Origin of the sequence: Ruminococcus sp. 1001136sp1, from assembly GCF_039841815.1 — a bacterium.
GTDB lineage: Bacteria > Bacillota > Clostridia > Lachnospirales > Lachnospiraceae > Blautia_A > Blautia_A faecis.
Genome location: NZ_JBDPGY010000005.1, coordinates 186,464 through 211,292, shown reverse-complemented (window position 1 = coordinate 211,292; position 24,829 = coordinate 186,464). Strand labels below are relative to the sequence as shown.

Annotated in this window: 19 protein-coding genes; 3 read left to right on the top strand and 16 right to left on the bottom strand. The window is 42.4% G+C overall.

From position 1 onward, the window contains the following. Nucleotides 1–5: 5 nt before the first annotated feature. Entirely contained in the window at nucleotides 6–734 is a 729-nt protein-coding gene (gene tsaB / locus ABHC48_RS06460) for a tRNA (adenosine(37)-N6)-threonylcarbamoyltransferase complex dimerization subunit type 1 TsaB (RefSeq protein ID WP_173719273.1), read from the bottom strand. Between the two features lie 56 nt (nucleotides 735–790). After that, nucleotides 791–1,222 carry a tRNA (adenosine(37)-N6)-threonylcarbamoyltransferase complex ATPase subunit type 1 TsaE gene (tsaE, locus tag ABHC48_RS06455; protein WP_173772218.1) on the bottom strand — a complete coding sequence of 144 codons (432 nt, stop codon included), beginning with the start codon at nucleotides 1,220–1,222 and terminating at the stop codon, nucleotides 791–793. A gap of 97 nt (nucleotides 1,223–1,319) precedes the next feature. Here tsaE and ABHC48_RS06450 point away from each other — a divergent pair, with 97 nt between their 5' ends. After that, nucleotides 1,320–1,838, top strand: a complete 519-nt coding sequence (locus tag ABHC48_RS06450) for a peptidylprolyl isomerase (RefSeq protein WP_173773444.1) — start codon at nucleotides 1,320–1,322, stop codon at nucleotides 1,836–1,838. A gap of 117 nt (nucleotides 1,839–1,955) precedes the next feature. Here the strand turns inward: ABHC48_RS06450 and ABHC48_RS06445 are convergent, their stop codons facing one another. Further along, nucleotides 1,956–2,612, bottom strand: coding sequence for a YigZ family protein (locus ABHC48_RS06445; protein ID WP_195698991.1), 657 nt, complete (start codon nucleotides 2,610–2,612; stop codon nucleotides 1,956–1,958). 244 nt (nucleotides 2,613–2,856) lie between these two features. Between ABHC48_RS06445 and ABHC48_RS06440 the strand changes: the two genes are divergently transcribed. After that, nucleotides 2,857–5,454 carry a PBP1A family penicillin-binding protein gene (locus tag ABHC48_RS06440; protein WP_195698992.1) on the top strand — a complete coding sequence of 866 codons (2,598 nt, stop codon included), beginning with the start codon at nucleotides 2,857–2,859 and terminating at the stop codon, nucleotides 5,452–5,454. Between the two features lie 223 nt (nucleotides 5,455–5,677). Here ABHC48_RS06440 and ABHC48_RS06435 read toward each other — a convergent pair whose 3' ends face one another. The 4 genes from ABHC48_RS06435 to ftsH form a co-directional block, all read right to left on the bottom strand. Beyond that, nucleotides 5,678–6,619, bottom strand: coding sequence for an ROK family glucokinase (locus tag ABHC48_RS06435; RefSeq protein ID WP_195698993.1), 942 nt, complete (start codon nucleotides 6,617–6,619; stop codon nucleotides 5,678–5,680). Between the two features lie 162 nt (nucleotides 6,620–6,781). Continuing rightward, nucleotides 6,782–7,714, bottom strand: coding sequence for an HPr(Ser) kinase/phosphatase (hprK, locus tag ABHC48_RS06430; protein WP_118583906.1), 933 nt, complete (start codon nucleotides 7,712–7,714; stop codon nucleotides 6,782–6,784). Between the two features lie 259 nt (nucleotides 7,715–7,973). Further along, entirely contained in the window at nucleotides 7,974–9,839 is a 1,866-nt protein-coding gene (gene uvrC, locus ABHC48_RS06425; protein ID WP_195698994.1) for an excinuclease ABC subunit UvrC, read from the bottom strand. Nucleotides 9,840–9,905: 66 nt separating this feature from the next. Further along, the gene (ftsH, locus tag ABHC48_RS06420; RefSeq protein WP_195698995.1) at nucleotides 9,906–11,948 is read right to left on the bottom strand and encodes an ATP-dependent zinc metalloprotease FtsH; all 2,043 of its coding nucleotides are present in this window, start codon (nucleotides 11,946–11,948) and stop codon (nucleotides 9,906–9,908) included. Nucleotides 11,949–12,363: 415 nt separating this feature from the next. Here ftsH and ABHC48_RS06415 point away from each other — a divergent pair, with 415 nt between their 5' ends. Beyond that, nucleotides 12,364–13,848 carry a DUF1846 domain-containing protein gene (locus ABHC48_RS06415; RefSeq protein WP_195698996.1) on the top strand — a complete coding sequence of 495 codons (1,485 nt, stop codon included), beginning with the start codon at nucleotides 12,364–12,366 and terminating at the stop codon, nucleotides 13,846–13,848. A 214-nt stretch (nucleotides 13,849–14,062) separates the two neighbouring features. On the opposite strand, the gene ABHC48_RS06410 is transcribed toward ABHC48_RS06415, so the two are convergent. From ABHC48_RS06410 to ABHC48_RS06370, 9 genes are all read right to left on the bottom strand, one after another. Beyond that, nucleotides 14,063–15,640, bottom strand: coding sequence for a hypothetical protein (locus ABHC48_RS06410; protein WP_195698997.1), 1,578 nt, complete (start codon nucleotides 15,638–15,640; stop codon nucleotides 14,063–14,065). A gap of 70 nt (nucleotides 15,641–15,710) precedes the next feature. Further along, nucleotides 15,711–16,559 (bottom strand): shikimate dehydrogenase, encoded by an 849-nt coding sequence (aroE, locus tag ABHC48_RS06405; protein WP_195698998.1) that lies wholly within the window; start codon nucleotides 16,557–16,559, stop codon nucleotides 15,711–15,713. A gap of 312 nt (nucleotides 16,560–16,871) precedes the next feature. Beyond that, a complete protein-coding gene (locus tag ABHC48_RS06400; RefSeq protein WP_195698999.1) occupies nucleotides 16,872–18,017 on the bottom strand; it encodes a glycerate kinase in 1,146 nt (381 codons plus the stop codon). Between the two features lie 5 nt (nucleotides 18,018–18,022). After that, on the bottom strand, nucleotides 18,023–18,850 hold the full coding sequence (locus ABHC48_RS06395) for a phosphoenolpyruvate hydrolase family protein (RefSeq protein WP_173736080.1): 828 nt from the start codon (nucleotides 18,848–18,850) through the stop codon (nucleotides 18,023–18,025). A gap of 15 nt (nucleotides 18,851–18,865) precedes the next feature. Next, a complete protein-coding gene (locus tag ABHC48_RS06390; RefSeq protein ID WP_195699000.1) occupies nucleotides 18,866–20,095 on the bottom strand; it encodes a Tm-1-like ATP-binding domain-containing protein in 1,230 nt (409 codons plus the stop codon). 26 nt (nucleotides 20,096–20,121) lie between these two features. Further along, the gene (locus ABHC48_RS06385; RefSeq protein WP_195699001.1) at nucleotides 20,122–21,090 is read right to left on the bottom strand and encodes a sugar ABC transporter substrate-binding protein; all 969 of its coding nucleotides are present in this window, start codon (nucleotides 21,088–21,090) and stop codon (nucleotides 20,122–20,124) included. Between the two features lie 25 nt (nucleotides 21,091–21,115). Continuing rightward, on the bottom strand, nucleotides 21,116–22,120 hold the full coding sequence (locus ABHC48_RS06380) for an ABC transporter permease (protein WP_195699002.1): 1,005 nt from the start codon (nucleotides 22,118–22,120) through the stop codon (nucleotides 21,116–21,118). A gap of 21 nt (nucleotides 22,121–22,141) precedes the next feature. Continuing rightward, the gene (locus ABHC48_RS06375) at nucleotides 22,142–23,635 is read right to left on the bottom strand and encodes a sugar ABC transporter ATP-binding protein (protein ID WP_173736090.1); all 1,494 of its coding nucleotides are present in this window, start codon (nucleotides 23,633–23,635) and stop codon (nucleotides 22,142–22,144) included. 175 nt (nucleotides 23,636–23,810) lie between these two features. After that, a complete protein-coding gene (locus ABHC48_RS06370) occupies nucleotides 23,811–24,800 on the bottom strand; it encodes a LacI family DNA-binding transcriptional regulator (protein ID WP_195699003.1) in 990 nt (329 codons plus the stop codon). Nucleotides 24,801–24,829 lie beyond the last annotated feature (29 nt).

The following is a 24,829-nucleotide window of genomic DNA, read 5'->3' as shown; positions in this document are numbered from 1 at the left end:
TCTTCTCAGCTGTTTTTTTCAGAAGCTTTCTCTTCCTGCAGCTTCTGGGCGCGCTCACGCTCTGCCTGGGAAACTCTCAGGTATTCTGGAACATGCTCCATAGCAGTCACTACTTTACCCTCTTTCACATAAATCCCACCAAGGGCAGCCACTGCAGCTGCTCTTTGCTTATTCACATGGGCAGGAGCAAAAGAATATGGAACCTTCAGGTTCTCCTGGATCATTTTTCCAAAAACAGGCACACCATCGCCAAGGAATACTACCTCTTCCCCTCTCGCATTCAATTTCTCAATCATCTCAGCCATTGGAACTGCCATCTGAGCTTCTACCGTTACCAGCTTATGCTCCTGAAAGCGGTAAATTCCTGTATAAACCTGACTTCTTCTTGCATCCATAATCGGACAGATCAATGCTCTGGAGTCATACAAATTATATGCCAGTGCATCCACAGTAGGAATTTCCACCAGAGGCTTTTTCAACGCAAGACCAAGTCCCTTGGCTGTAGCAGAACCGATACGAAGTCCTGTAAAAGAGCCTGGGCCGGCTGCCACTGCAATGGCATCAATGGTATCCAGATCCAGCTCTGTCATCTTCACCAGCTCGTCCAGCATAGGAAGAAGTGTCTGGGAATGTGTCTTTTTATAATTAACTGTATATTCCGCAATCAGGTTCTCGTCCTCCACTATTGCAACAGAAGCGACGATTCCTGAGCTGTCAAGGCCTAAAATCTTCATTTTTTCTCCTTACTCTCCCCACTTTTGGAGATTTTCTAATTTTTCTGCCACTTAATCTATTCTGGTAATCCAGTTACTGTAATCTTACGATAATCGAACCCTTTTTCCAGATTTTTCTCAATGGTAATCTCAATGATCTGCTCTGGCAGGATTTCTTCGATCAGATTGGCCCACTCGATGAGACAGATTCCATTTCCGTAGAAATAGTCATCATAGCCGATCTCTTCCATCTCCTCAATGTCCCCGATCCGGTACACATCAAAGTGATAAAATGGCATACGGCCGCTTTCATATTCCTGAATAATAGTAAAAGTCGGACTGTTTACAGGCTCTGTAATCCCCAGTCCTTCTGCCACTCCCTGGGTAAAAACAGTCTTACCTACCCCAAGATCTCCTACCAGTGTGTATACCTGCCCGGGAAGAGCTTTTTCCCCGATCCATTTGCCGAAAGCGAAGGTCTCTTCGGGGCTGAATGTTTCTTTTATCATAACTTTACAACTCCTTTTTACTTGCAGAATTGCTCTTTGCATATTATAATAGAACGAATAACGAAATACAATACTTTTTAAAAAAGGAGATCAAACTATGGCAAATCCAGTTGTTACCATTACTATGGATAACGGAGATGTGATCAAAGCAGAGTTATATCCGGAGATTGCACCAAATACTGTAAATAACTTTATCAGCCTTGTTAAAAAGGGATTTTATGACGGACTTATTTTCCACCGTGTTATCAACGGCTTCATGATCCAGGGCGGCTGCCCGGACGGAACCGGAATGGGCGGTCCTGGATACAGCATCAAGGGTGAATTTGCTCAGAACGGTGTGAAGAATGAGTTAAGACATACCGAGGGCGTTCTTTCCATGGCAAGAGCCATGCATCCGGATTCAGCAGGAAGCCAGTTCTTCATCATGCACAAAAATGCTCCACACCTTGATGGTGCTTACGCTGCTTTTGGTAAAGTGACCGAGGGCATGGAGGTGGTAAACCAGATTGCTGAGACTGACACTGACTACAGCGACAGACCACTTGATGAGCAGAAGATCAAATCCATGACAGTAGACACCTTCGGCGTAGATTATCCAGAACCAGAGAAGTGCTGATCATTCATGCTCTGCAGGCAGACTGATCCAGAGCATGTTTAAAAAGCTTTCAAAAGAACTTTATCCCCTGCATCTGTGGAATGTTTATTTTCCAGATGCAGGGGTTTTTGTTCTCTTTTAATGGTCAAACACCTTTATTTTGCCTTCCACATCTGCGAAATAAAGCTCCTTCTCTTTCTCCATCTTTATACGTCCGCTGGTGGCTTCTGTGATCACCTTCTGGATTCTTCCAACCTGGTCATTTGGCACAAGAAGATGCATGATCACCTTGTCTGTGTACTCCGTGTCAAGGACCGGAAGCTGATTCTCTGCTGCAATATACTGCAGCTTGCCGATAGCCGTGTAATCTGCAGTCAGTGCCAATGAAATCCCATGGTACTTCTCTATCACCGTACTCTCCCCCAGGCCAGCCTGCACTGCTCCGGAATAGGCTCGCACAAGTCCGCCGGTACCTAGGAGCACACCGCCAAAATATCTGGTCACAACTACCGCCACATTATAAATATCTTCCCCCAAGATCACATCCAGCATAGGCCGTCCTGCAGTTCCTGACGGCTCCCCGTCATCACTGCACCTAGTAAACTCCCGATGTTCTCCAATAGAATAAGCATAGCAATTATGTCTGGCATCCCAGTATTTCTTCTTCATTTCCTCTATGAAAGCAAGAGCGTCCTCCTCTTTTTCCACCAGGCGCACCGTCGCAATAAACCGGGATTTCTTCTCCGTAATCTCCCCCTCGCCTCCTGCATAGATGGTCTTATAATTTTCCCGCATACGGAAACCTCCAAAAACTCATAATAAAATAAAGATAACAGCTTGTTCTTCCTCATTTGCTATAGTGTAACATGAATTGGCTTTTCTTTCCAGTCTTGTAAAAGGATGCTGTTCACCTTACTATTCACTGATACCGTTCCGCGAGGTGTTTTTTGTGAACAAAGTTCACAGAAATATTCGATTTTAGGGTTTATTTACGAACCTGGATTTGATATAATAGAACGGATTATAAAGGAGGTTTATCATGAACTACGGAAAAAAATCGGCCTCTAAGAAACGGAATTCTCTTATTTCCCGCTCGTCCATGATGGGAAAAAGGGCACATGTTTCGTTTATCAGAGTCCTTTTCATCGGCCTGATCGCCCTGTGCGTTGCAGTGTCCAGTCTTGGAATTGGTTCCATTCGTGGAATACTTGCAAATACGCCGGACGTAAATGAAGTGGATATCATGCCTCTTGGTTATGCCACTTTCCTCTATGACTGCAATGGTAATCAGATTCGTAAGCTGGCAGCACCTAATGCCAACCGACTTCCGGTTTCCATTGACCAGATTCCGGAGGATCTGCAGCATGCAGTAGTGGCTATCGAGGATGAGCGTTTTTATGAGCATAATGGAATTGATGTAAGAGGTATTCTTCGTGCTGGTGTGAAAGCACTTACTACCGGAAGCTTTTCCGAGGGTGCAAGTACCATTACCCAGCAGCTTCTGAAGAACAACGTTTTCACCAACTGGACCAACGAATCTACACAGGTGGAGCGATTTACACGTAAGCTTCAGGAGCAGTTCCTTGCCGTTGAGATTGAGAAAAAGATCAGCGACAAGAACGTGATCCTTGAGAATTACCTGAATACCATCAACCTTGGTGCAGGTGCATACGGTGTACAGGCTGCTGCCCGTCAGTATTTTAATAAAGATGTGTGGGATCTGAATCTTTCCGAGTGTGCAACTCTGGCAGGTATCACCCAGGCTCCTACCAAATACAACCCTATCGAGAATCCCAAGGAAAATGCAAAGAGACGTAAAGAGGTTCTTGACCATATGCTGGATCAGGGTTACATCACTCAGGAGCAGTATGACGATGCTATTAATGATGACGTTTACACCCGCATTCAGGAGGCACAGGCTTCTAATACACAGTCTTCCAGCAAGACATACTCTTACTTTGAGGACGAGCTTACCAAGCAGGTTATCAATGATCTGATGAATATCAAGGGATACACCAAGACACAGGCACAGAACCTTCTGTATAGCGGTGGTCTGAAGATCATGACTACCCAGGATCCGGACATTCAGAACATTGTGGATGAGGAATATTCCGATCCATCCAACTATCCGGATTACGTACAGTACGCACTTGATTATGCCCTTACCGTGAAACAGCCGGATGGACAGGAAGTAAACTACAGCAAGGAAATGATGAAGCTTTACTTCCAGAATGAGGATCCGTCTTTTGATCTTTTGTTTGATTCCCAGGACGAGGGACAGACTTATGTAGACCGTTATAAAGCGAATATTCTTGCAGACGGAAGCACGGTTGTTGCAGAGCGTGTAAGCTTTGCCCCCCAGCCTCAGTCAGCAATGACGATTATCGACCAGCATACCGGATATGTGAAGGCGATCATTGGCGGACGGGGAACCAAGACTGCCAGCCTTACCCTGAACCGCGCTACAGACAGTACCCGTCAGCCAGGTTCTACATTTAAGATCGTATCCACCTATGCAGCGGCCCTTAATGAAAAGGGAATGACACTGGCTACCACTTACGAAGACCAGCCAATCACCTACGACAACGGCGCACCAGTCAATAATGCAAGCGGCAGCTTTAATGGCACCACTACGATCCGTACAGCGATCCGTAATTCTGTCAATACCGTTGCCGTTCAGTGTTTTGAGGATGTAACCCCTGAGCTTGGCCTGAAATATCTGGACAACTTTGGCTTTACCACACTGGCACATGGTACAGAAGCGGATACTGATGCCAATGGCAATGTTTATACAGATGCCAACCTGCCTACAGCACTTGGCGGTCTGACCTACGGTGTTAAGAACGTAGAGCTTTGTGCCGCATACGCAGCCATTGCGAACGGCGGTAATTATATCAAACCGGTTTACTACACCAAGATTCTTGATCACAACGGAAACGTACTGATTGAGAACAACTCTGTAGGACGCTCCGTCATTAAGGAAACAACTGCTTATCTTCTTACAAGCGCCCTTGAGGATGTAGTTCAGAATGGTACCGGTACAGCCTGCCAGCTTGATAATATGGCAGTTGCAGGTAAGACAGGTACTACAGATGCATACAATGACCTCTGGTTCGTAGGATATACACCATATTACACATGTGCAGTATGGTCCGGTTACGACGGCAACCAGAAGATACCGGAAGGTGACGCACGTAATTTCCACAAGACATTATGGCGTAAGGTCATGAACCGGATCCATCAGGGAATGGAATACAAAGATTTCGAAGTTCCGGATGGTATTGAACAGATCAGTATCTGTGCTGATACAGGACTTCTTCCGAGAGTTGGCTGCCCGGTTACAGAGGAGTACTTTGATGTAGGAACCATGCCTACAGAGTACTGTGACCAGCATTTCTACGAATATGACGAAAGTCAGGATGAAGATATGGAAATCAGCGATGAAAATGCCACTCCGACTCCAGATCCGGAAAATCCGGACGGCACAGACAATGCAGATGGCAGTGGCGGTGACGGCACTGGCGGCGATGGTACTGGTGGTGACGGTACTGGCGGTGACGGTACCGGCGGCGGTGATATCCAGTATCCAGATGAAAGCGGCGGAGATTCTGGTAATGATGATATTTATTATTACTAAAAAGCTTTCAGCTGACAACCAGTAATAAACAATTAGAGAACTGCAGTTTTCGTTTCCGGAAAGCTGCAGTTTTTTTCTGCCAAAATAATAGCTGTTCAATGCCGGAAGCGATAAACTATATATACAAAGAAACGCCTTGCACAGAGTCTGCTGGATTCAGCAATCCTCTGCACAAGGCGTTTCCTGATTTTATGTATTATGAAATTCTCTGGATGATCTGAAATCAGTCTTTGATCACCATACGGGCTGCGCCATAGATACCGGCATCATTTCCAAGGCTTGCAAGAATGATTGGAGTACTCTTGCAGGATGGAAATGCATATTTCTGATAGTGCTTCTGGATACAGTCTGTAAGAGGTTTACCTGCTTTGGATACACCGCCGCCAATTACAATTGCTTCCGGGTCTGTTACGCATGCAAACACGGCAAGTGTGCTTCCAAGAATGTCTCCAACCTTCTCCATAGTCTTAACAGCCAGAGCATCGCCCTCCTTGTAGAAGTCAAGAACATTCTTAGCAGAAAGCTTCTCTACATGACGCATCTTGCTGTCCTCCTTACTCTCCTCCAGAATGTCATTTGCCACACGTACAATTCCGGTTGCAGATGCATACTGCTCCAGACATCCGTGATTACCGCAGTTACAGGGGCGAACTTCATTGTGATTGACACATGCATGTCCAATCTCTCCACCGGCACCGTGATAACCTGCGATGATCTTGCTGTCGATGATGATGCCGCCGCCAACACCGGTTCCAAGTGTTACCAGGATTACGTTCTTGGCCCCCTCTGCAGCACCCTTCCATGCCTCACCGAGAGCTGCGATATTGGCATCATTGGCTGCCTTTGCCGGAAGACCTGTAAGTGCGCTTAATTCGCTTGCTACGGCCTTAAAGCCCCAGTGCAGGTTAACTGCCATAGGAACTTCACCATTCTCATTAACAGGTCCTGGAATACCGATTCCAACACCGTCTACATTATCCTTTGTGATTCCTCTCTCATCCAGCTTCGTCTTGATTGCATCTGCAACATCCGGCAGGATTGAAGAACCGTTATTCTCCAGTCTTGTAGGAATCTCCCACTGCTCAACCAAAGTTCCATTCGTAAGAAACAGACCGCATTTTACAGAAGTTCCTCCTACGTCAATACCAAAACAATACATACCCATTGTAAATTTCCATCCTTTCTGATCTATAAATTACTATTCTATGCATTACTGTTCTATGCATTACTGTTCTATGCATTACTGTTTTATGCATTACCGTTCTATGCATTACTGTGCCTTAAAGCCTATTAAAAAAGTATTCCCGCAATCTGCACACTCTGATTTTTATTCTTCTCTTTTTTTGGCAATATTCGCCTGAACACGCTTGTACAGCTCCTCAGCTGCATTGTAGCCCATCTTCTTCTGTCTGTGGTTAACGGCTGCAGACTCAACAATAACAGCCAGATTACGTCCTGGACGAATCGGAAGGGAATGGCATACGATCTTGTTTCCAAGATACTCCGTATACTCCTCATGAAGTCCCAGACGGTCATACTCCTTGTCACGGTCCCACTCTTCCAGCTTGATAACAAGATCCACAGACTGGGTATCCTTAACACTCTCAACACCAAACAGGGTCTTCACATCAATAATACCAATACCACGAAGCTCAATAAAGTGACGTGTGATATCCGGTGCGGAACCAACTAAAGTAACATCGCTCACCTTGCGAAGCTCAACAACGTCATCACTGACAAGACGGTGACCACGCTTGATCAGCTCAAGGGCTGCCTCGCTCTTACCAATACCGCTCTCGCCTGTGATCAGGACACCCTCGCCATAAACATCCACAAGCACACCGTGAATGGAAATACAGGGAGCCAGCTGGACGCCAAGCCAACGGATGATCTCTGCCATCAGACTGGACGTAGTTCTCTCTGTCACAAATGTAGGTACATTATATTTGTATGCAAGATCGATCATATCCTGTGACGGTCTTGTCATAGTGCTGAAGATGACACATGGGATCTTGCTGGAGATAAAACGCTCGTACTTGAATGTGCGCTCCTCATCGCTTAACTGCATCAGATAAGTATACTCTACATATCCGATGATCTGAACACGCTCGTTTGCAAAATGCTCCAGATATCCTGTAAGCTGCAAAGCCGGACGATTTATTTCTGCTGTCTTCACATAAATCTCTGTAAGGTCAATATCAGGCGTCAGGTTGGTCAGATTCAGTTCCTGCGCCAGCTTGGTAAGCTGTACACCCTTCATGCTTTTATCTCCTTTTTCTCTAATGAAGTCCTTCCCGCATAAGCAGTTCCCTGCAGTTACAAGATTCCTCATAATAGGTGAAAACTGTTATGCAGTCTGTGCAGGTTTCTTTGCACTGCACATAGAAATTATATACATTGCCAAAAATCCACACTTATCTGTATTATACACAATTTTTTCTGTAACTTCAATGTCGAATCTTGTTAAAACTGTTACTGTTCGCTCTATTCACAGTAACACGCTTCGCGATGCACAGAAATCATGCATTCGTATGATTTGGCGCTCTATGAAAAAACTGATAGACAGCCTCCGCGCTCTGTACATTCATAGACTCTGTCTGACTTAATTCTTCCACAGAAGCATCCCTGATATTCTCAACAGACCGGAATCTTCTCATAAGAGCCTTTCGCCTGGTCTCGCCAATTCCCGGAATATCATCCAGAACGGAATGTACCTGTTCTTTGCTTCTAAGGGAGCGGTGATACTCAATGGCAAAACGGTGAGCCTCATCCTGGATCCTGGTTACCAGATGGAAACCCTCACCAGAAGTATCAATGGGAATTTCAACATTATTGAAATACACCCCTCTGGTTCGGTGATTGTCATCCTTTACCATACCACATACCGGAATATCAATTCCAAGCTCTCCAAGAACCTTCCGTGCAATGTTTACCTGGCCACGTCCGCCATCCATAAGGATCAGATCCGGAAGAATGGAAAAGCTGTCGTATTCGCCCTTGGATTCATGGGTAAAACGCCTTGTAAGCACCTCTTCCATGCTGGCGTAATCGTTAGGTCCCTGCACCCATTTGATCTTGAATTTTCGGTAATCGCTGCGCTTCGGCTTGCCCTTTTCGTAAACCACCATGGAACCAACGGACTCAAACCCACTGATATTGGATATATCGTAGGCCTCCATACGCACAATATCCTTAAGCCCCAGCCAGTCCTCAATCTCCTTCACAGCGCCGATCGTACGTCCTTCTTCGCGCTTGATCCGTTCTCTGTCTTTGGAAAGGACCATCCAGGCGTTTTCCTTGGCAAGCTCCACCAGCTTCTCCTTTGTTCCCTTTTTCGGTACACGAATGTGAACGCGCTGTTTACGCCTTGCAGTCAGCCAGTCTTCAATAATTTCCCCATCTTCTATCTCTGTCTGCATCATGATTTCCGCCGGAATAAAAGGAGTTCCTGCATAAAACTGCTTCAGAAAGCTTGACAAAACCTGTGCTTTGGTATCGCCTCTTGCCACACGGAGAAAAAAGTGATCTCTGCCGATCAGCCTGCCGCCACGCATAAAAAACACCTGCACAACTGCATCCTGCTCCCGGAGATCTTCACTTTCATCCATGGCAACTGCAATAATATCCCTGTCCTCTTCCCCATAGGTAGTAATCTTCTGTCGTTCTCCGATCCGCCGGATACTATTGATTAAATCACGATATCCTGCAGCATCCTCAAAACGCATATCCTCTGAAGCAGCCATCATTTTTTCAGTCAGCTGATCAATGGTCTCCTGGAAATTTCCATTGAGAAAATGAAGTACCTGTCCAATGTTCTGCTTATACACTTCCTCACTTACATTTCCCTGGCAGGGGGCCGTACACTGCTTCATATGATAATACAGACATGGACGGTCTTTGCCGCAGTCACGGGGCAGATTACGGTTGCAGGACCGTACCATATAAATCTTGCGGACCAGCTCGATCACGTCCTTCACAGCTGTGGAGCTGGTATAGGGTCCGAAATATTTCGCCTTGTCCTTTTTCATGGTGCGGGAAAAAAGAACTCTTGGATAGGGCTCGTTTACCGTCACTTTAATGAATGGATATGTCTTATCATCCTTCAACATGGTGTTATATTTCGGGCGGTGCTCCTTGATCAGGTTGCACTCCAGTACCAGCGCCTCCAATTCAGAATCGGTGACAATATACTCAAATCTGGTAATGTGAGTGACCATCTGCTCAATCTTTGCGCCTTTATTGCGGCTGCTCTGGAAATACTGACGAACACGGTTCTTCAGACTGACCGCCTTTCCCACATAAATGATCTCATCTTTTTCCCCATGCATAATGTAGACACCAGGCTTACCGGGCAGCTTTTTTAATTCTTCTTCAATCAGGAACATAAAAACTCTCCTTTGTTGAAAAGAACCGGGAAAACATGTCTCCCGGTTCTGATGTTTTATCCTATATTATCTGTATTGTTCAATTGCAGGAACGGCAATAGCAGATTCCGCTGTCTCTGTGTCTGCATTTACCTCATCTGTCTTATCCTCTGCTTTCACAGCCTCATCCAGTGCCTTCAGCCCTTCTGCATCCAACACATCTGAAACTTCCAGTCCCTTCTCCACTGCGCGGAAAATGATCATAAATTCCTTACCGGTAATGGTCTCCTTGCGGATCAGATAAGCAGCGATCTTGTCCAAAGCCTTTCTGTGGCTGCTGATCAGGCGCTTCGCCTCCTCATAAGAAACACGAAGCAACTCCATAACCTCATGGTCAACTTCGGTAGCTGTATTGTCACCGCAATTAAGCACTGCACGACCATTCAGATACTGATTCTCCTGAGTGGCAAGACCCATCAGACCAAACTTCTTGGACATACCATACTGGGTGATCATAGCACGGGCAACCTTGGTGGCCTGCTCAATATCATTGGAAGCACCAGTTGTCACGCTGTCAAAAACGATCTCCTCAGCAGCACGTCCGCCAAGATATCCGACCAGCATAGCTTCCAGTTCTTTCTGGGTATTCAGATATTTCTCTTCTTCCGGAACCTGCATAACGTAACCAAGTGCGCCCATAGTACGAGGTACAATGGTGATCTTCTGTACCGGCTCGGAATCCTTCTGAAGGGCACTTACCAGTGCATGTCCTACCTCATGATAGGATACGATACGGCGCTCCTGGGCACTTAAAATACGGTCTTTCTTCTCTTTTCCAACAAGAACCACCTCAACAGACTCCAGAAGATCCTTCTGGGAAACTGCGTGACGGCCATTCTTAACAGCCAGGATAGCGGCCTCATTGACCATATTGGCAAGGTCAGAACCAACGGCACCGGATGTGGCAAGGGCAATTGCCTCGAAATCAACGGTATCGTCAAGCCTTACATTCTTCGCATGAACCTTCAGGATATCAATACGTCCTTTCAGGTCCGGACGGTCAACGATAACACGGCGGTCAAAACGCCCCGGACGAAGAAGTGCCGGATCCAGTACCTCCGGACGGTTGGTAGCTGCCAGGATCAGAAGTCCCTTGGAAGTATCAAAACCATCCATCTCAGCAAGCAACTGGTTCAAAGTCTGCTCACGCTCGTCATTGCCTCCGCCGTAATGAGAATCACGGCTCTTTCCAATGGCATCAATCTCATCAATAAATACGATACACGGCGCATTCTTCTTGGCTTCCTCAAAAAGATCACGGACACGGGAAGCACCTACACCAACGAACATCTCCACAAATTCTGATCCGGAAAGGGAAAAGAACGGTACATGTGCCTCCCCTGCAACAGCCTTAGCAAGAAGGGTTTTACCTGTACCCGGAGGTCCTACAAGCAGGGCGCCCTTCGGAAGTTTAGCACCAATTTCCACGTATTTGCCTGGATTGTGAAGAAATTCCACAACCTCCTGCAAGGATTCCTTGGCCTCATCCTGTCCGGCAACATCCTTAAATGTGATTCCGGTCTCTTTCTGTACATACGCCTTGGCGCGGCTTTTCCCAACGCCCATCATACCACCGCCGCCTTTGTTCATGCGGCGCATAAAGAACATAAGAAGCACAAACAGAAGCACAGACGGTAAAAGTACGCTAAGCATCATTGCCATAAATTCTCCGAAAGCATCCGGCGGCTCAGATTTAAAAATAATACCGGTTCCTTCCAGACGTTTGGTAAGGGCAGTCTCATCTTCTGTCAGATTGGTGTAATAACTGATCTCCTGATAAGGATTCACCTGCTTCTTCGGCACGATGGTCAGATTATCAGACTGAAGTGTAACGGATTTCACTTCATCATTATTCACCATATCAATAAACTTATCATACGTAATCTCACTGGAATTATCCTGCAGCATATTGGTAAACAGGCTGAAACACACCAGAGTAACCAAAAGACATATCAGAAAAGCCAGAATGGACTGATGATTTTTCTTATTGCGGTTGGGATCCTGATCTCTTCTTGGATCCCCTTTATCAGGGCGGCGTCCGCCTTGATTGTTATCCAGATTATTATCCATTTCATTCCTCCTTACTATCTTTTCTATTATAAAGATAAAACGCAGATAAATCAACCTGGATATTGTGAAAACCCTCTGAATTTTTGAGAAAAAAAGGTCAAAAAAATTCACATCAGAAAAAAAATAGATACTTTTTTTACGGCGCAAACTGTAGTATACTAGAGCGTGTTTGAAAAAAGCTTTCTGCAGGATGTGCGTACAATTTGCAGAAATGATTTTTCTAATACAATCCAGGAACATATTTTTTGAGGCAGGTGCAGAACGCATCTGCTGTATCCTTTTTACCTGTAACCTTACAGTAAGAAACAACATAATGGATGAGGAACTAAAAGATTACTATGTGCCGCAAATATTCCGCAAGGTGTTTTGTCAACATAGTAAAGAACAGCCCAGAGAAAGAGGGAGGAAAGACAGAATGAAGAAAATTGGGTTCGATAATGACAAATATCTGAAAATGCAGTCCGAGCACATTCGTGAGAGAATCAGCAAATTTGACAACAAACTTTATCTGGAATTTGGAGGCAAGTTATTTGATGACTACCACGCTTCCCGTGTTCTTCCAGGATTTGAGCCAGACAGCAAGCTGCGCATGCTGATGCAGCTTTCCGACCAGGCAGAGATCGTAATCGTAATCGGTGCGCCTGATATTGAGAAGAATAAGATTCGCGGTGACCTTGGCATCACATATGATGAGGACGTACTCCGTCTGATGAACGAGTTTACAAGCAGAGGGCTTTATGTAGGAAGTGTCTGCATCACACGTTACTCCGGACAGGACAGCGCAGATGCATTCAAGAAGCGTCTGGAGAAGCTTGGAATCAAGGTTTATGTCCTTTATAATATTCCAGGTTATCCAAGCAATACTTCCCTGATCGTAAGTGACGAGGGATACGGCAAGAATGACTATATTGAAACCACCCGCCCACTGGTCGTTATCACGGCACCAGGACCTGGAAGCGGAAAAATGGCTACCTGTCTTTCCCAGCTTTATCATGAATACAAGAGAGGAATCAGCGCAGGCTATGCCAAATTCGAGACTTTCCCGATCTGGAATATCCCGCTGAAGCACCCGGTAAATCTGGCTTATGAAGCTGCTACCGCTGATCTGAATGATGTCAACATGATTGATCCATTCCATCTGGAAGCTTATGGTCAGACCACTGTCAACTATAACCGTGACGTAGAGATTTTCCCTGTTGTACAGGCTATGTTTGAGAAAATCATGGGCGAGTGCCCTTACAAATCTCCTACAGATATGGGCGTTAATATGGCTGGAAACTGTATTGTGGATGATGAGGTTTGCCAGGAGGCTTCCCGTCAGGAGATTATCCGCAGATATTACAAGAGTATGGATGCACTTATGTCCGGTACCGGCACAGAGGAGGAAGTTTACAAGATCGAGCTTCTTCTGAAGCAGGCACATGCCACACTGGAGGACCGCAAGGTTGTTCCTGCTGCCCTTGAAAGAGAGAAAGAAACTGGTGCCCCGGCTGCTGCCATGGAACTGGAAGACGGAAGGATCATCACAGGTAAGACCTCTGATCTGCTTGGTGCATCCTCTGCCCTTCTTCTGAATGTGTTGAAGGAGCTTGCAGGAATTGATCACCAGAAGCATGTGATCTCCCCGGATGCTATTCACCCCATTCAGGAGCTGAAGACAGATTATCTTGGAAGTAAGAATCCTCGTCTTCATATGGATGAGACCATGATTGCTCTTTCCATCAGCGCCGCTACGAATCCAGAAGCACGTCTTGCCCTGGAGCAGTTTCCAAAGCTGAAAGGCTGCCAGGCGCATACTTCTGTTATGCTTTCTTCTGTGGATGTCCTCTCCTTCCGTAAACTGGGCGTGGAGCTGACCTGTGAACCGAAATTTGAGCAGGGTAAGAAACTGCAGAGATAAGCAGGCATAGATTTTATTTTGTTGCTACGTAATTAAAAGCTCTGGCAAATGATTGTTAGATAATTATCATTTGTCAGAGCTTTTTCTTTTGTATATGTGCCCAGATAACGGCTTAACCGCAAAATCTGCCATTAAGCCGCATGAGGTTTTGAATTTACGGAAAAAATTCCACACCGTCGCTACCTTGAAAAACAGCATTCTTTCTTTCATGCATTCATAGCTCCGCTTCGGTATCACATTCCCCACACATCTTCTTCTCAGTCTCTTCTGGCACTTCGATCAGTCCAAATTTCCAGAACAATGGATAAATATAAGAAATACCTCTAATATCCCCTAATGCCTTTGGACGTTTCACGATGCCGGATATCTGCCGGCAATTTTGGAATGCCATTTTTATGCTGCTCCAGGACAAGGTTTTGCTGTTTTCACGGCGATCGATGAGAAGCTCTTTGTTGTAGGTCCCGTCTTTGCCGATTTTCAGCTTGTACTGGTATGGGAGACCAGAGGCTGTGCGAAATGGATAGTTTTGGAAGGCTGCAATTGCTGACCAAAGAGTCTCTTCCTCACAGTTCTGTTTAAGAGCATCAAGAACTTTCTGCTGCCCATCTGTCAGTTCCGGCTTGACATATGCCTTTATTTTTCTACCTGTAAATCCGGCTCCGGCTTTGTCCTCATCATTTTGTTCCTTTACTTTATCCCAATTGCCGTTTTCTTTCTCCAGCATTACTTTCAACAACCTTATAATTCCTTTGATTTCCTGCACAATCTGAACACTCAATACATGAAAATCTATTTTCTTTTCCCTGGAACTATATTTCTCTTCCAGAAGCTTTGCCTTTTCCTCATCATGATCCTTGTATCTGGCTTTCCCAGACATGTAGGCATAAGAGTTGGCAGTTCCCGGATATTCAATATTTTCCTGCAGATAGAAGGGAGATGGATTCTCTTCCAGATCATGCTCCAGGCAATTCATTTTCTCTATAAACTTCCCGGTAACTTCCGGGTAATGCTCTTTTATATACACAAGATTCTTATGCAGACAAACGGCACTTTTTTCCATCATCTGCCGTTCTTTTGGGTTCATCAGACAGTCATATTCATAATCCTGAACTTCATGTCCCTCCATGGAACGAATCAACTCACTGTACCAGTACCTATGCTGCGCAGAATTGTCCGGAAACATAAAGTACGTGGAAAATTCATGGTCGATCATTGGTGCCAGCCTCAGAATTTCTCCTTCTTTATTACAAACAAACGCAATATTCTCATAGTGATAATTCTGATCGCCTTTCAGCACAGAAACTAGGATCTGCATGGCAAGCTGCTCTGCCATGTCTTCATGATCCTGGAAATAGGAAGCCTCCAGAATATCCGTATAATCATAAAACATCATACAGTAATTCTCATACTGGTCTATATCCACCTTTTCATCCGGATACTTCCGAAAGAATTCCAGAAGATTCAAAAGCTGCTCATCTTCATTATAAATCCTTGGAACCACAGTCCCATAATCATAGTATTTCTGTATCTCTTCTTCATAACCATGGCAAAAAGCCAGCTGATATAAAGGCGCCGATACAAAATATTCATTTATCACATTCGACCAGAACACTTCCGCATAAGCAAACAGAGGCGTAGAAAATGGCTTGGATTTACTCAACGGCTTAAAAATCCGATTTCCACCGTAAACCGGAAAATGTTTCTCTCCCTTTACTACGCCGACTGCTTCCGCGGTCAGATTGCCTATTCTGTCTGCATAATTGAAGTGGACAGTTTCATAATTTATTTTCAAAGGTCTCACATCCTTTTTGTTTAAAAAGATTCAATCTGACAACTTTCTTTTCAGAAAAAGCCTGTCTTCCTTACTCAAACTCCTTCTTCAGCGCATCCTCCATCACATCTACCGGCGCTTCCACGCCTGTCCAGAGGGTGAAATTCAGTGCGGCCTGCTGTACCAGCATTCCAAGACCGGTGATAGTTTTTGCACCATTTTCTGCTGCGGACTTTAGGAAAATTGTTTCCGCAGGATTAAATATGACATCGCATACACACATTTCCGGTGTGATGGCAGTATAATCAATGTCTGGCTTGTCTGTCACATTTGGAGAAAAACCGATTGAAGTGGCATTGATTAAAATATCTGTATCAGATGGAATTTCCATATTGTTTTTCCAGTTAAGATACTTTGCACGGCTGTTTGTTTTCATCTGAATAAGAGATGCCAGTTCCTCACCTTTTTCAATGCTTCGATTGATAATATTGATATGGGCAGCCCCATTTAATGCACATTCAACAGCTATCGCCCTGGCTGCTCCGCCAGCGCCAAGAATAGTCACATTTTTCTTATCCAGAGTCTCACCAGAATTCTTCAACGCGGTTACAAACCCTTTCCCATCCGTATTCTCACCGAATAGTTTTCCCTCTTTCTGGATAACCGTATTCACTGCTCCGATAATCTCTGCTGCCGGACTCAGTTCATCCAGATAAGGGAGAACCTTGATCTTGTGAGGCATGGTAAGATTGATTCCCTTCATGCCAAAGATTTTCACACTGTCCATTGCCTTTCCAAGATCCTCTGGAAGCACTTTAATGGTCAGATAACGATAATTCAAATTCTTCGCTGCAAATGCAGCCTCCTCAACTACACCAGTAGGATTATCATCCACTGGATCACCAAAAACGCCTGTTAATTCTGCACGATAGTTTTTCATGTTTGAATGCCCCTTTCTCTTTTTCAAAATCATCCTTAAAATCGAATCCAAATTCGCTTTCACAATGCATCCGAATAAATACCGCTCACTCCCATAGCCCTGTATTTCTCCCATTGTCCCCGGTAATTCACAGTATCACTATTTCCTGTTTTTATAATGATACCATGAAAGCTTTGGAGTCTCAATAATTTTGTGGGCAACGGCAACCATCAAAAATAAAAATCGCCTGAGAAAGACATTAGAATTTCCAAAACACCAAGCCAAACAGGGTAGCAAGCTCGTGTAAGCTTCAGCTACCCTGTAAAAATATAACTAATCCGCAATTTTCATTTTAATTAATCTAAAAACCTGTTCACAAGTCCTTTGCAAACTGATAGCAGCATTTTGCTTATCCATAGCCTCTTCATACGAAACTATGCTTCTAAGAATTGGAAAATATGCATCTATTCCATATTCATTACATGCCTGAGCTCCATCTTTAACACAGCCTGAAAATGCAATAACCGGTTTTTTATATTTTTTTGCAAATCTAGCAACTCCTATTGGAGCTTTTCCCATAACGGTCTGTCCATCCAGACAGCCCTCTCCGGTAATGACTAAATCAGAATTTTTTATATACTCCTCAAGTCTTGTTTTTCTAAGAATAAACTCAGCCCCAGGCATCAACTTGGCGTTCAAAAAAGTAAGGAAACAAAATCCTAAACCACCAGCAGCTCCACATCCCGGATAATTCTCATCTGCTAACGGATTTATTTTTTTTGCAATCTCCACATAATTCTGCATCCAAACATCCATTTGCCTTATTTCAGCGTCTGATGCTCCTTTTTGCCTGGCATACACATAACTGCTACCATTTTTCCCTGTTAATGTATTTTCTACATCACAGATTATACTAAATTCACATTCTTTCAACTCTGGCATAAATTTTTCCACTGTCATATGTTTTAATTGCTTCAATCCATAAGCTCCATACGCAACTTGCAGTCCATTTTCAGCTACGCACTCAGCGCCCAGGGCTTGCAACATACCAAGTCCACCATCATTTGTTGCGCTTCCGCCAACTCCTATCCAGAATTTTCGACAACCTTTTTTTAATGCTACTTTTATTATTTCACCTACGCCATATGTAGTTGTTATTAAGGGATTTAGCTTTTCTTTTGGAATTAGTGTAATTCCAGCTGCCTCAGCAATTTCTATTACTGCCGTTACTCCATCATTTAAAATTCCAAACTCAGCGTTAACCTTTTTTCCTAAAGGACCTGTAACTTCTACACTATGGAGCTTTCCCCCTACTCCATAGATCAAAGCTTTCGTAAATCCCTCTCCTCCATCTGCTAATGGACTAATATGAATTTCTGCATCAGCATAGCAGCTAAGTATCCCATCACGAACTGCACATCCTGCCTCTACCGATGAAAGACTTCCTTTAAATGAATCAATAGCGATCGTAATTTTCATTTTTCTTAAAATGTTATGCTCTTAAATTTGCGGATATGTTCAGTAATAGCAACTTCAACCGGCATTCTCTCAGCACTTGAAGCACCATAAAAACCATGTACTCCTTTCGTATGTGAAAGAATATACTGCGCATCTTCAGGACTTGAAATCGGACCACCATGACACAATACAATCACGTCACTACGTTCAGCCGTAGCAGCATCATGAATGTCCTGTACAACTTTAACTGCTGCATCCAATTCCATAATCGTTTCTGCACCTATAGATCCACCTATAGTGCAACCACAATGAGCTACAATAACATCAGCACCTGCTTTTGTCATTTTTACAGCCTCTTCCGGATTAAAAGCATAAGGAGAAGCAAATAAATCCATTTCATGTGCAATATGAACCATTTCAACTTCTAGATTATAACTCATACCAGTTTCTTCAAAAGTATGGCGCATTCTTCCTTCAAACAAACCTACTGTAGGAAAATTTTGTACTCCTGAGTATCCAATTTCTTTTACGTTTTTTAAGAAATAATGCATATCCTTAAACGGATCTGTACCATTAACACCTGCTAAAACAGGGGTATCCTTTACTACCGGAAGAATTTCCCCAGCCATATCCATTACAATCTGATTTGCATCACCATAAGCTAAAAGACCTGCACTTGAACCTCTTCCTGCCATTCTGTATCGTCCAGAATTATAGACAATAATTAAATCGGTTCCTCCTGCCTCTTCAAATTTTGCACTGATTCCAGTTCCAGCACCTGTACCAATAATAGGTTTTCCCTCACTAATATTTTTACGAAGTCTTCTAATAATTTCTTCTCGCTTAATTGCCATTTTTTTCTCCTCTTATCATTTATTCATTAGTTCCAACAAATTTTCAACTGCTGCTTCTGCGAACAAATCATCATTAAGATTTGCTTCTACACTTTTAATTGGAATACCTTCTTTTACATTTTTCCTGATTGACTCAAATAAAATTTTATCTGTTTTCCAATCACAAAATGGTTGGTTCACGCCATCAAGAATTGAAATCCCCTCTAATGGAAACAAAAACGCAACAGGAGATAAAGATTCGTTTGCCTTTTCCGCTAATATTTTCCCTAATATCTCATTTTCTTTTTCATTGGTTCTCATTAAAGTTACCATTGGATTCCAATTATAAAATTTTCGTTCTGCTATTACATACTTTTCCGGAACTGTATCCATCGTTCCAAAATTGACCATATCAAGACAACCGGGAACAATCAAATGGGGAATATGAGCTTTTCCTGGTCCATCTAGTCTTGTGCTGCCAGCTGATAAGATTCCTCCACAAATTTCATCAGCCCACTCTGTGGTTGTAATATCCAGGCACGCTATGCAATTTCCCTCAACAATAAAATCTTCCATTGCTTTTCCACCAGATCCTGTAGCATGAAAAATCACCGTGGCAAAACCCTTTTCATTTAGAATTTTTGAACATTTTTCTACACACGGAGTAGAATTTCCAAACATAGAAATTGCAATTACTGGTTTATCATTCTGACTTATTATTGGATCTAGTTCTACCATTCCACAAACAGCTCCGGCAGCTCTTGACATAATCATTCTCGAGAAACGATTGATTCCGCATATATCAACAATAGATGGAAAAAGAACTATATCTTTTGTACCCACATACTCCTGTGTATTTCCAGACGCTAATGTACTGATACATACTTTTGGAAATCCCAATGGCAATCCCTGCATCGCCGTAGCTGCCACCGAAGTTCCTCCTCCACCGCCCATGCTGATTATACCTTGGATTATTCCTTTTTTCTGCAAACTCATGGCAATACTTCTGGCTCCCAGGCTCATGTACTTCATAGCCTCGCCTCGATCACCGCGCGCTCTTATGTCTTTCAACAGCCTCCCACCGCTCTCGGCAACTTCTTCTGAGGTAATATCTACATGAAAATGTCCCTGTGGTTTGAACACACCTACATCCATAGTCATTACAGCCACACCTCTACGAAGCAATTCTTCATATAAATATTGAAATTCATTTCCCTTTGAGTCAAAAGTTCCCAGCATCAAAATCGTTTTTTTCTCAGGTTCCATTGCAGCTCCTATTTTTATATGGGTAATTAATAGTTGTCACTATGACTTGCTCTGTACTCTTCCAAATTATCTTTCGTAACCAAGAGAGGATCTACATAAATTTCTTTTTCCTCTATCTTTTCTCCTGCAATAAGATTTGCCATTGCATCCAAAGCTGCAGTACACTGTGCTTCAGCATTCATGTCAAAGGAACCACTCTGCTCACCAGCTTCAATAGCCTGCAAAGTGTTCTCCTCACAATCGTTTGAATAAATCGGTATTGTTCCTAAAACTCCATTATCTCGCATTACCTGACGCACACCAGTTGCCATACCATCATTCATGCAAACGATTCCATCGATTTTTTCTCCTGATGAAAACCAGGTTTCAGTAAGTGCCATAGCATCTTCCGCATTCCAGTTTCCAGCTCCGTCAAAAACAACATTTATATCTGGATATTCTTCAAGTGCTTTGTCATATCCCTTTCTGATTGCAACAGTCGCACCATGACCTTCAGAACCATTAACAATTGCAAGATTAAAATCGTCACCTAATTCTTCTACTTCCAGTGAGATAGCTTCGTATCCAGTCTCAGCAAGGCTACATGCAACAATACAGTCTACATATGTATTGTCCTCTACCCCCTCATGCAATGTCATTACATATAATCCAGCCTCTTTTGCCTCTTTAAATCCCTGAGTTACGCCTTCGCCTGTGCAATCACAGATAATTCCAACATATTCGCCACTTGAAATCCCCTGTTCAATCTGAGAAAGCTGCTTCCCCTCATCCGAATCGGCTGTTAAATGATCTACTTCAAACCCTTTTTCCTCAGCAAGTTTCACAAAAACCTCTCCCATATAGGACATAAAAGAATTATTGTTGTGAGTCTGTAAAAATAAAATTTTGCCAAGATTATCTGCTGTTTCCCCTTCTGCACCTACTGAAACACAGCTTCCAATCATTAAACCCACACATAATGCCCCTGCAAGACCTCTTGATAAAGTTTTTTTCATGTTACACTTCCTCCTTTATGATATTTTATTTATTTTTTCGATTTACTTTTCCATCAATATATACAGCTACCAAAATTATTACAGCCTGTAATATTTGCTGAAAATATGTATTTATTCCAAGAATATCCATACCATTTCGAATTACACCAACAATTAATACGCCGATCATGGCACCATACATAGAACCGACCCCACCTGATAAAGAAACGCCTCCAATCACGGCTGCTGAAATTACAGTCATTTCATAACCGTCCGCTGAGTTTGCATTACCAGATGAAATACGAGATGCCATCAGAAACCCGCAAATTCCAGAACATAATCCGCTAAGAACATAAACAGAACACTCAACCAGCTTAGTATTAATTCCAGAATATCTAGCTGCAACTTTATTACCACCAATGGCATAAATACGTCTTCCATATGTAGTAAAATGCAATATAACAATACCAATCAATACAGCTGTTGCAAAATAAAATACCATATATGGAATTCCATAATTTTCAATTAACTTCTCTTCTGTATATGTCCTTCCAAGAAATCCATTTGAAATATTTACAAAATCAGGATTTAAATTGAAAATTGCTTTTGCATTTGTATACACATATGCTGCCCCTCTGGCTGCCAACATCATACACATTGTCATAATAAATGGTGGAATATTTCCATAAGCAATGCATATACCGTTTATCAACCCACATCCCAATCCAATAAAAACTGCAATAGCAATTGGAACAATAAGGGGTGTTTCCAAATAATCACCAGAGCAGTAATGAGCAGCAAAAACAGCTGCAAGTGCAACTATAGATCCGACAGACAAATCAATTCCACCTGTTATTAAAACAAATGTCATACCAACACATAAAATACTATACATACTTACCTGTTTCACAATAAGCAGCATATTATTAACTGTAAAAAAAGCACTGGACAAACACGACCATAAAATAACCAATGCGATCAAAACAAACACAATACCTAATTTTGAAACAAAACCCGGAATTTTTAATTTTTTTACATTCTTATCATCCACTTTTATTTACCTCATTATCTTTTATTGTTCACCCACAATTACAGACATAATTTTCTCTTGCGTAGCTTCTGCAACATCCATTTCGCCTGCAATCTCTCCGTTTCTCATTACTAAGACCCTGTCACAGATTCCAAGCAATTCCGGCATTTCTGAGGATATCATTATGATTGCTTTTCCCTCTTTAGCCAGTTTCTGAATAAGCTGGTAAATTTCGTATTTTGCACCCACATCAATTCCTCTTGTAGGTTCATCAAGAAAAACAATCTCCGGCTCAGTCAATAACCATTTTCCCACTACAATTTTCTGTTGATTTCCTCCTGATAATGAGCCTGCTTCCTGTTCTGATCCAGTCGCTTTAATATGCATTTTATCCATCATCAACCTAGTATAATTATATTCTGCTTTAGAATCCGATAATGCTCCATGAAACTTTGATGTCTTATTCAATATAGTAGTACACATATTTGACCGAATGGTTGCACCCAGATTCAAACCACATCTGGCTCTGTCCTCTGGTACTAAAGCGATATGGTTTTGAATCGCAGATTTAGGACTATAAATATCAACCTTTTTACCATTCAAAAATATTTCTCCTGATTGGTATTTATCAATTCCAAAAATTGAAGTAACAACTTCTGTTCTACCAGCACCAACCATTCCTGCAATTCCAAGTATTTCGCCCTTTTTCAAATGAAAACTTATATTATGAAAAATACCTTGACGTTTTAAATTTCTCACTTCCAACACAGGCTCTCCAATTTTCTTTTCTACAGTAGGATAAATATTATCAATCTTTCTTCCTACCATCTCACTTATCATGACATCCCGATCAACTAACTCTATTGGATGCGTACTAATCATCTGACCATCTCTTAAAACACTAATCACATCAGCAATTTCAAACAATTCATCCAGTTTATGACTGATATATATAATTGCAACCCCCTGTTTCTTTAATTTTGCAATCATATCAAACAGAATTCTTACCTCAGAATCTGTCAGTGCTGATGTCGGTTCATCCATGATTACAATCTGTGATTGATATGACACAGCCTTTGCAATCTCCAAAAGTTGCATTTCAGATACGGTCAAATTTTTTACAGGAGTATCTATATTCAGTGAAATATTTAGTTTTTTTAACTGTGCTTTTGCTTTTTCTCGAAGCTCTTTTTTTTTCAGAAAGTGTAATTTATGTGGTTCTCTACCTATATACATATTTTCAGCAACTGTAAGATTCGGAAAAGGCGACATTTCCTGAAAAATCATTGATATTCCATTTGAAAGTGCCTGATGGGAATCTGTAAAATGAACTTCTTTCCCATTCAGTTCTATAGTACCAGCATCAGAGTCATATTCTCCCATAAGTATCTTCATAAAAGTCGATTTTCCTGCGCCATTTTCTCCAACCAAGGCTGTTACTTTACCTGCTTCGGCTATAAAATCGATAGAATGAAGAACCTCAACACCACCAAAACTTTTCTTAAGTCCACATACTTTCAATAATGGCTTGTCCATTTTAGCTCCTTTCATTTTTTATAGCATTCCTTTTTCTATTTTCATATTAGCATAATTTTATTTTATTGTCAACTTTTTATTAGCCTAATTTTATTTATAATTATGTTATTTGTTATGTTTTGTTTTTAAAAATCCCTGTGGTAAAAACCACAGGGTAACTGAATCATTGAACTTTTTAAATTTTTCTTGCTGTTTCACCTTGACTAAACTGTGGGATTATAGAAATTCTTCTAACCGGAATCCATGGATTTTCCATTTTTTCCATTAGATAATGTACTGCAAGTCTTCCATATTCTCTTTTGCTAAAACCTATACTGGTAAGAGGAATCGTTTCTGTCTCATCAAGATCACTATTATATCCAGTTACTGAAATGTCTTTAGGGACCTCCAGTCCCAAACGGTTTAAGGTAAAAATCAGAGACTGTGCCTTTGCATCTGAACTACACATGATCAAAGTAGGTAAACTACCTTCTTCTTTCATCCGCTTTAGATCCTCATACACTTGTTCAGATTCTATTGAATCACTCTGATCCCAAACTTTAATCAATTCCACACCATATTCACTAATAGCCTCCTTGACACCAGCAAATCTTTTCTTAGTTGAAGGTCTTTCAGCACTTCCTAAGTATGCAATTCTCTTATGCCCCATTTTAAGCATTCGTTCACATAAGGCATATGCTCCCTCACGATCTGCAAAATACATTGTATCGTATGGGAATAAATTATATGGAGGATATGTCAGCACCAGATTGGGGCGATTATACTTCTGAAGCATATCAATATATTCCAAACTCTTATGTCCTGCAAAAATAACTCCAGCAGCCCCATCCAGTTCTCTTTCTGCTACGCCATTTTCCGATTGATCTGTCACCTTCAAATGTAATGAATATCCTCGCAATGTCAAGTCACTTTCCACGCCTAAAATTACTTTCATCCAAAATGTAGTATCCTTGGCATCAATCTTTGGAATTACCAAAAGAACATATTTCTTTTCATTTCCAGAGGGACTTCCTTTCTTTACATAGCCCAGCCTTTCACATGCTTCCAATACCACTTTTCTGGTTTCCTCACTAATCCCACTTTTTCCAGCAATTGCTCTTGAAACTGAAAATTTCGATAAATTTGTTGCCGCAGCAATATCATCCAGTGTAACTTTTTTCGCCATATTGTCTCTCCCTATCAAATATATTCCTG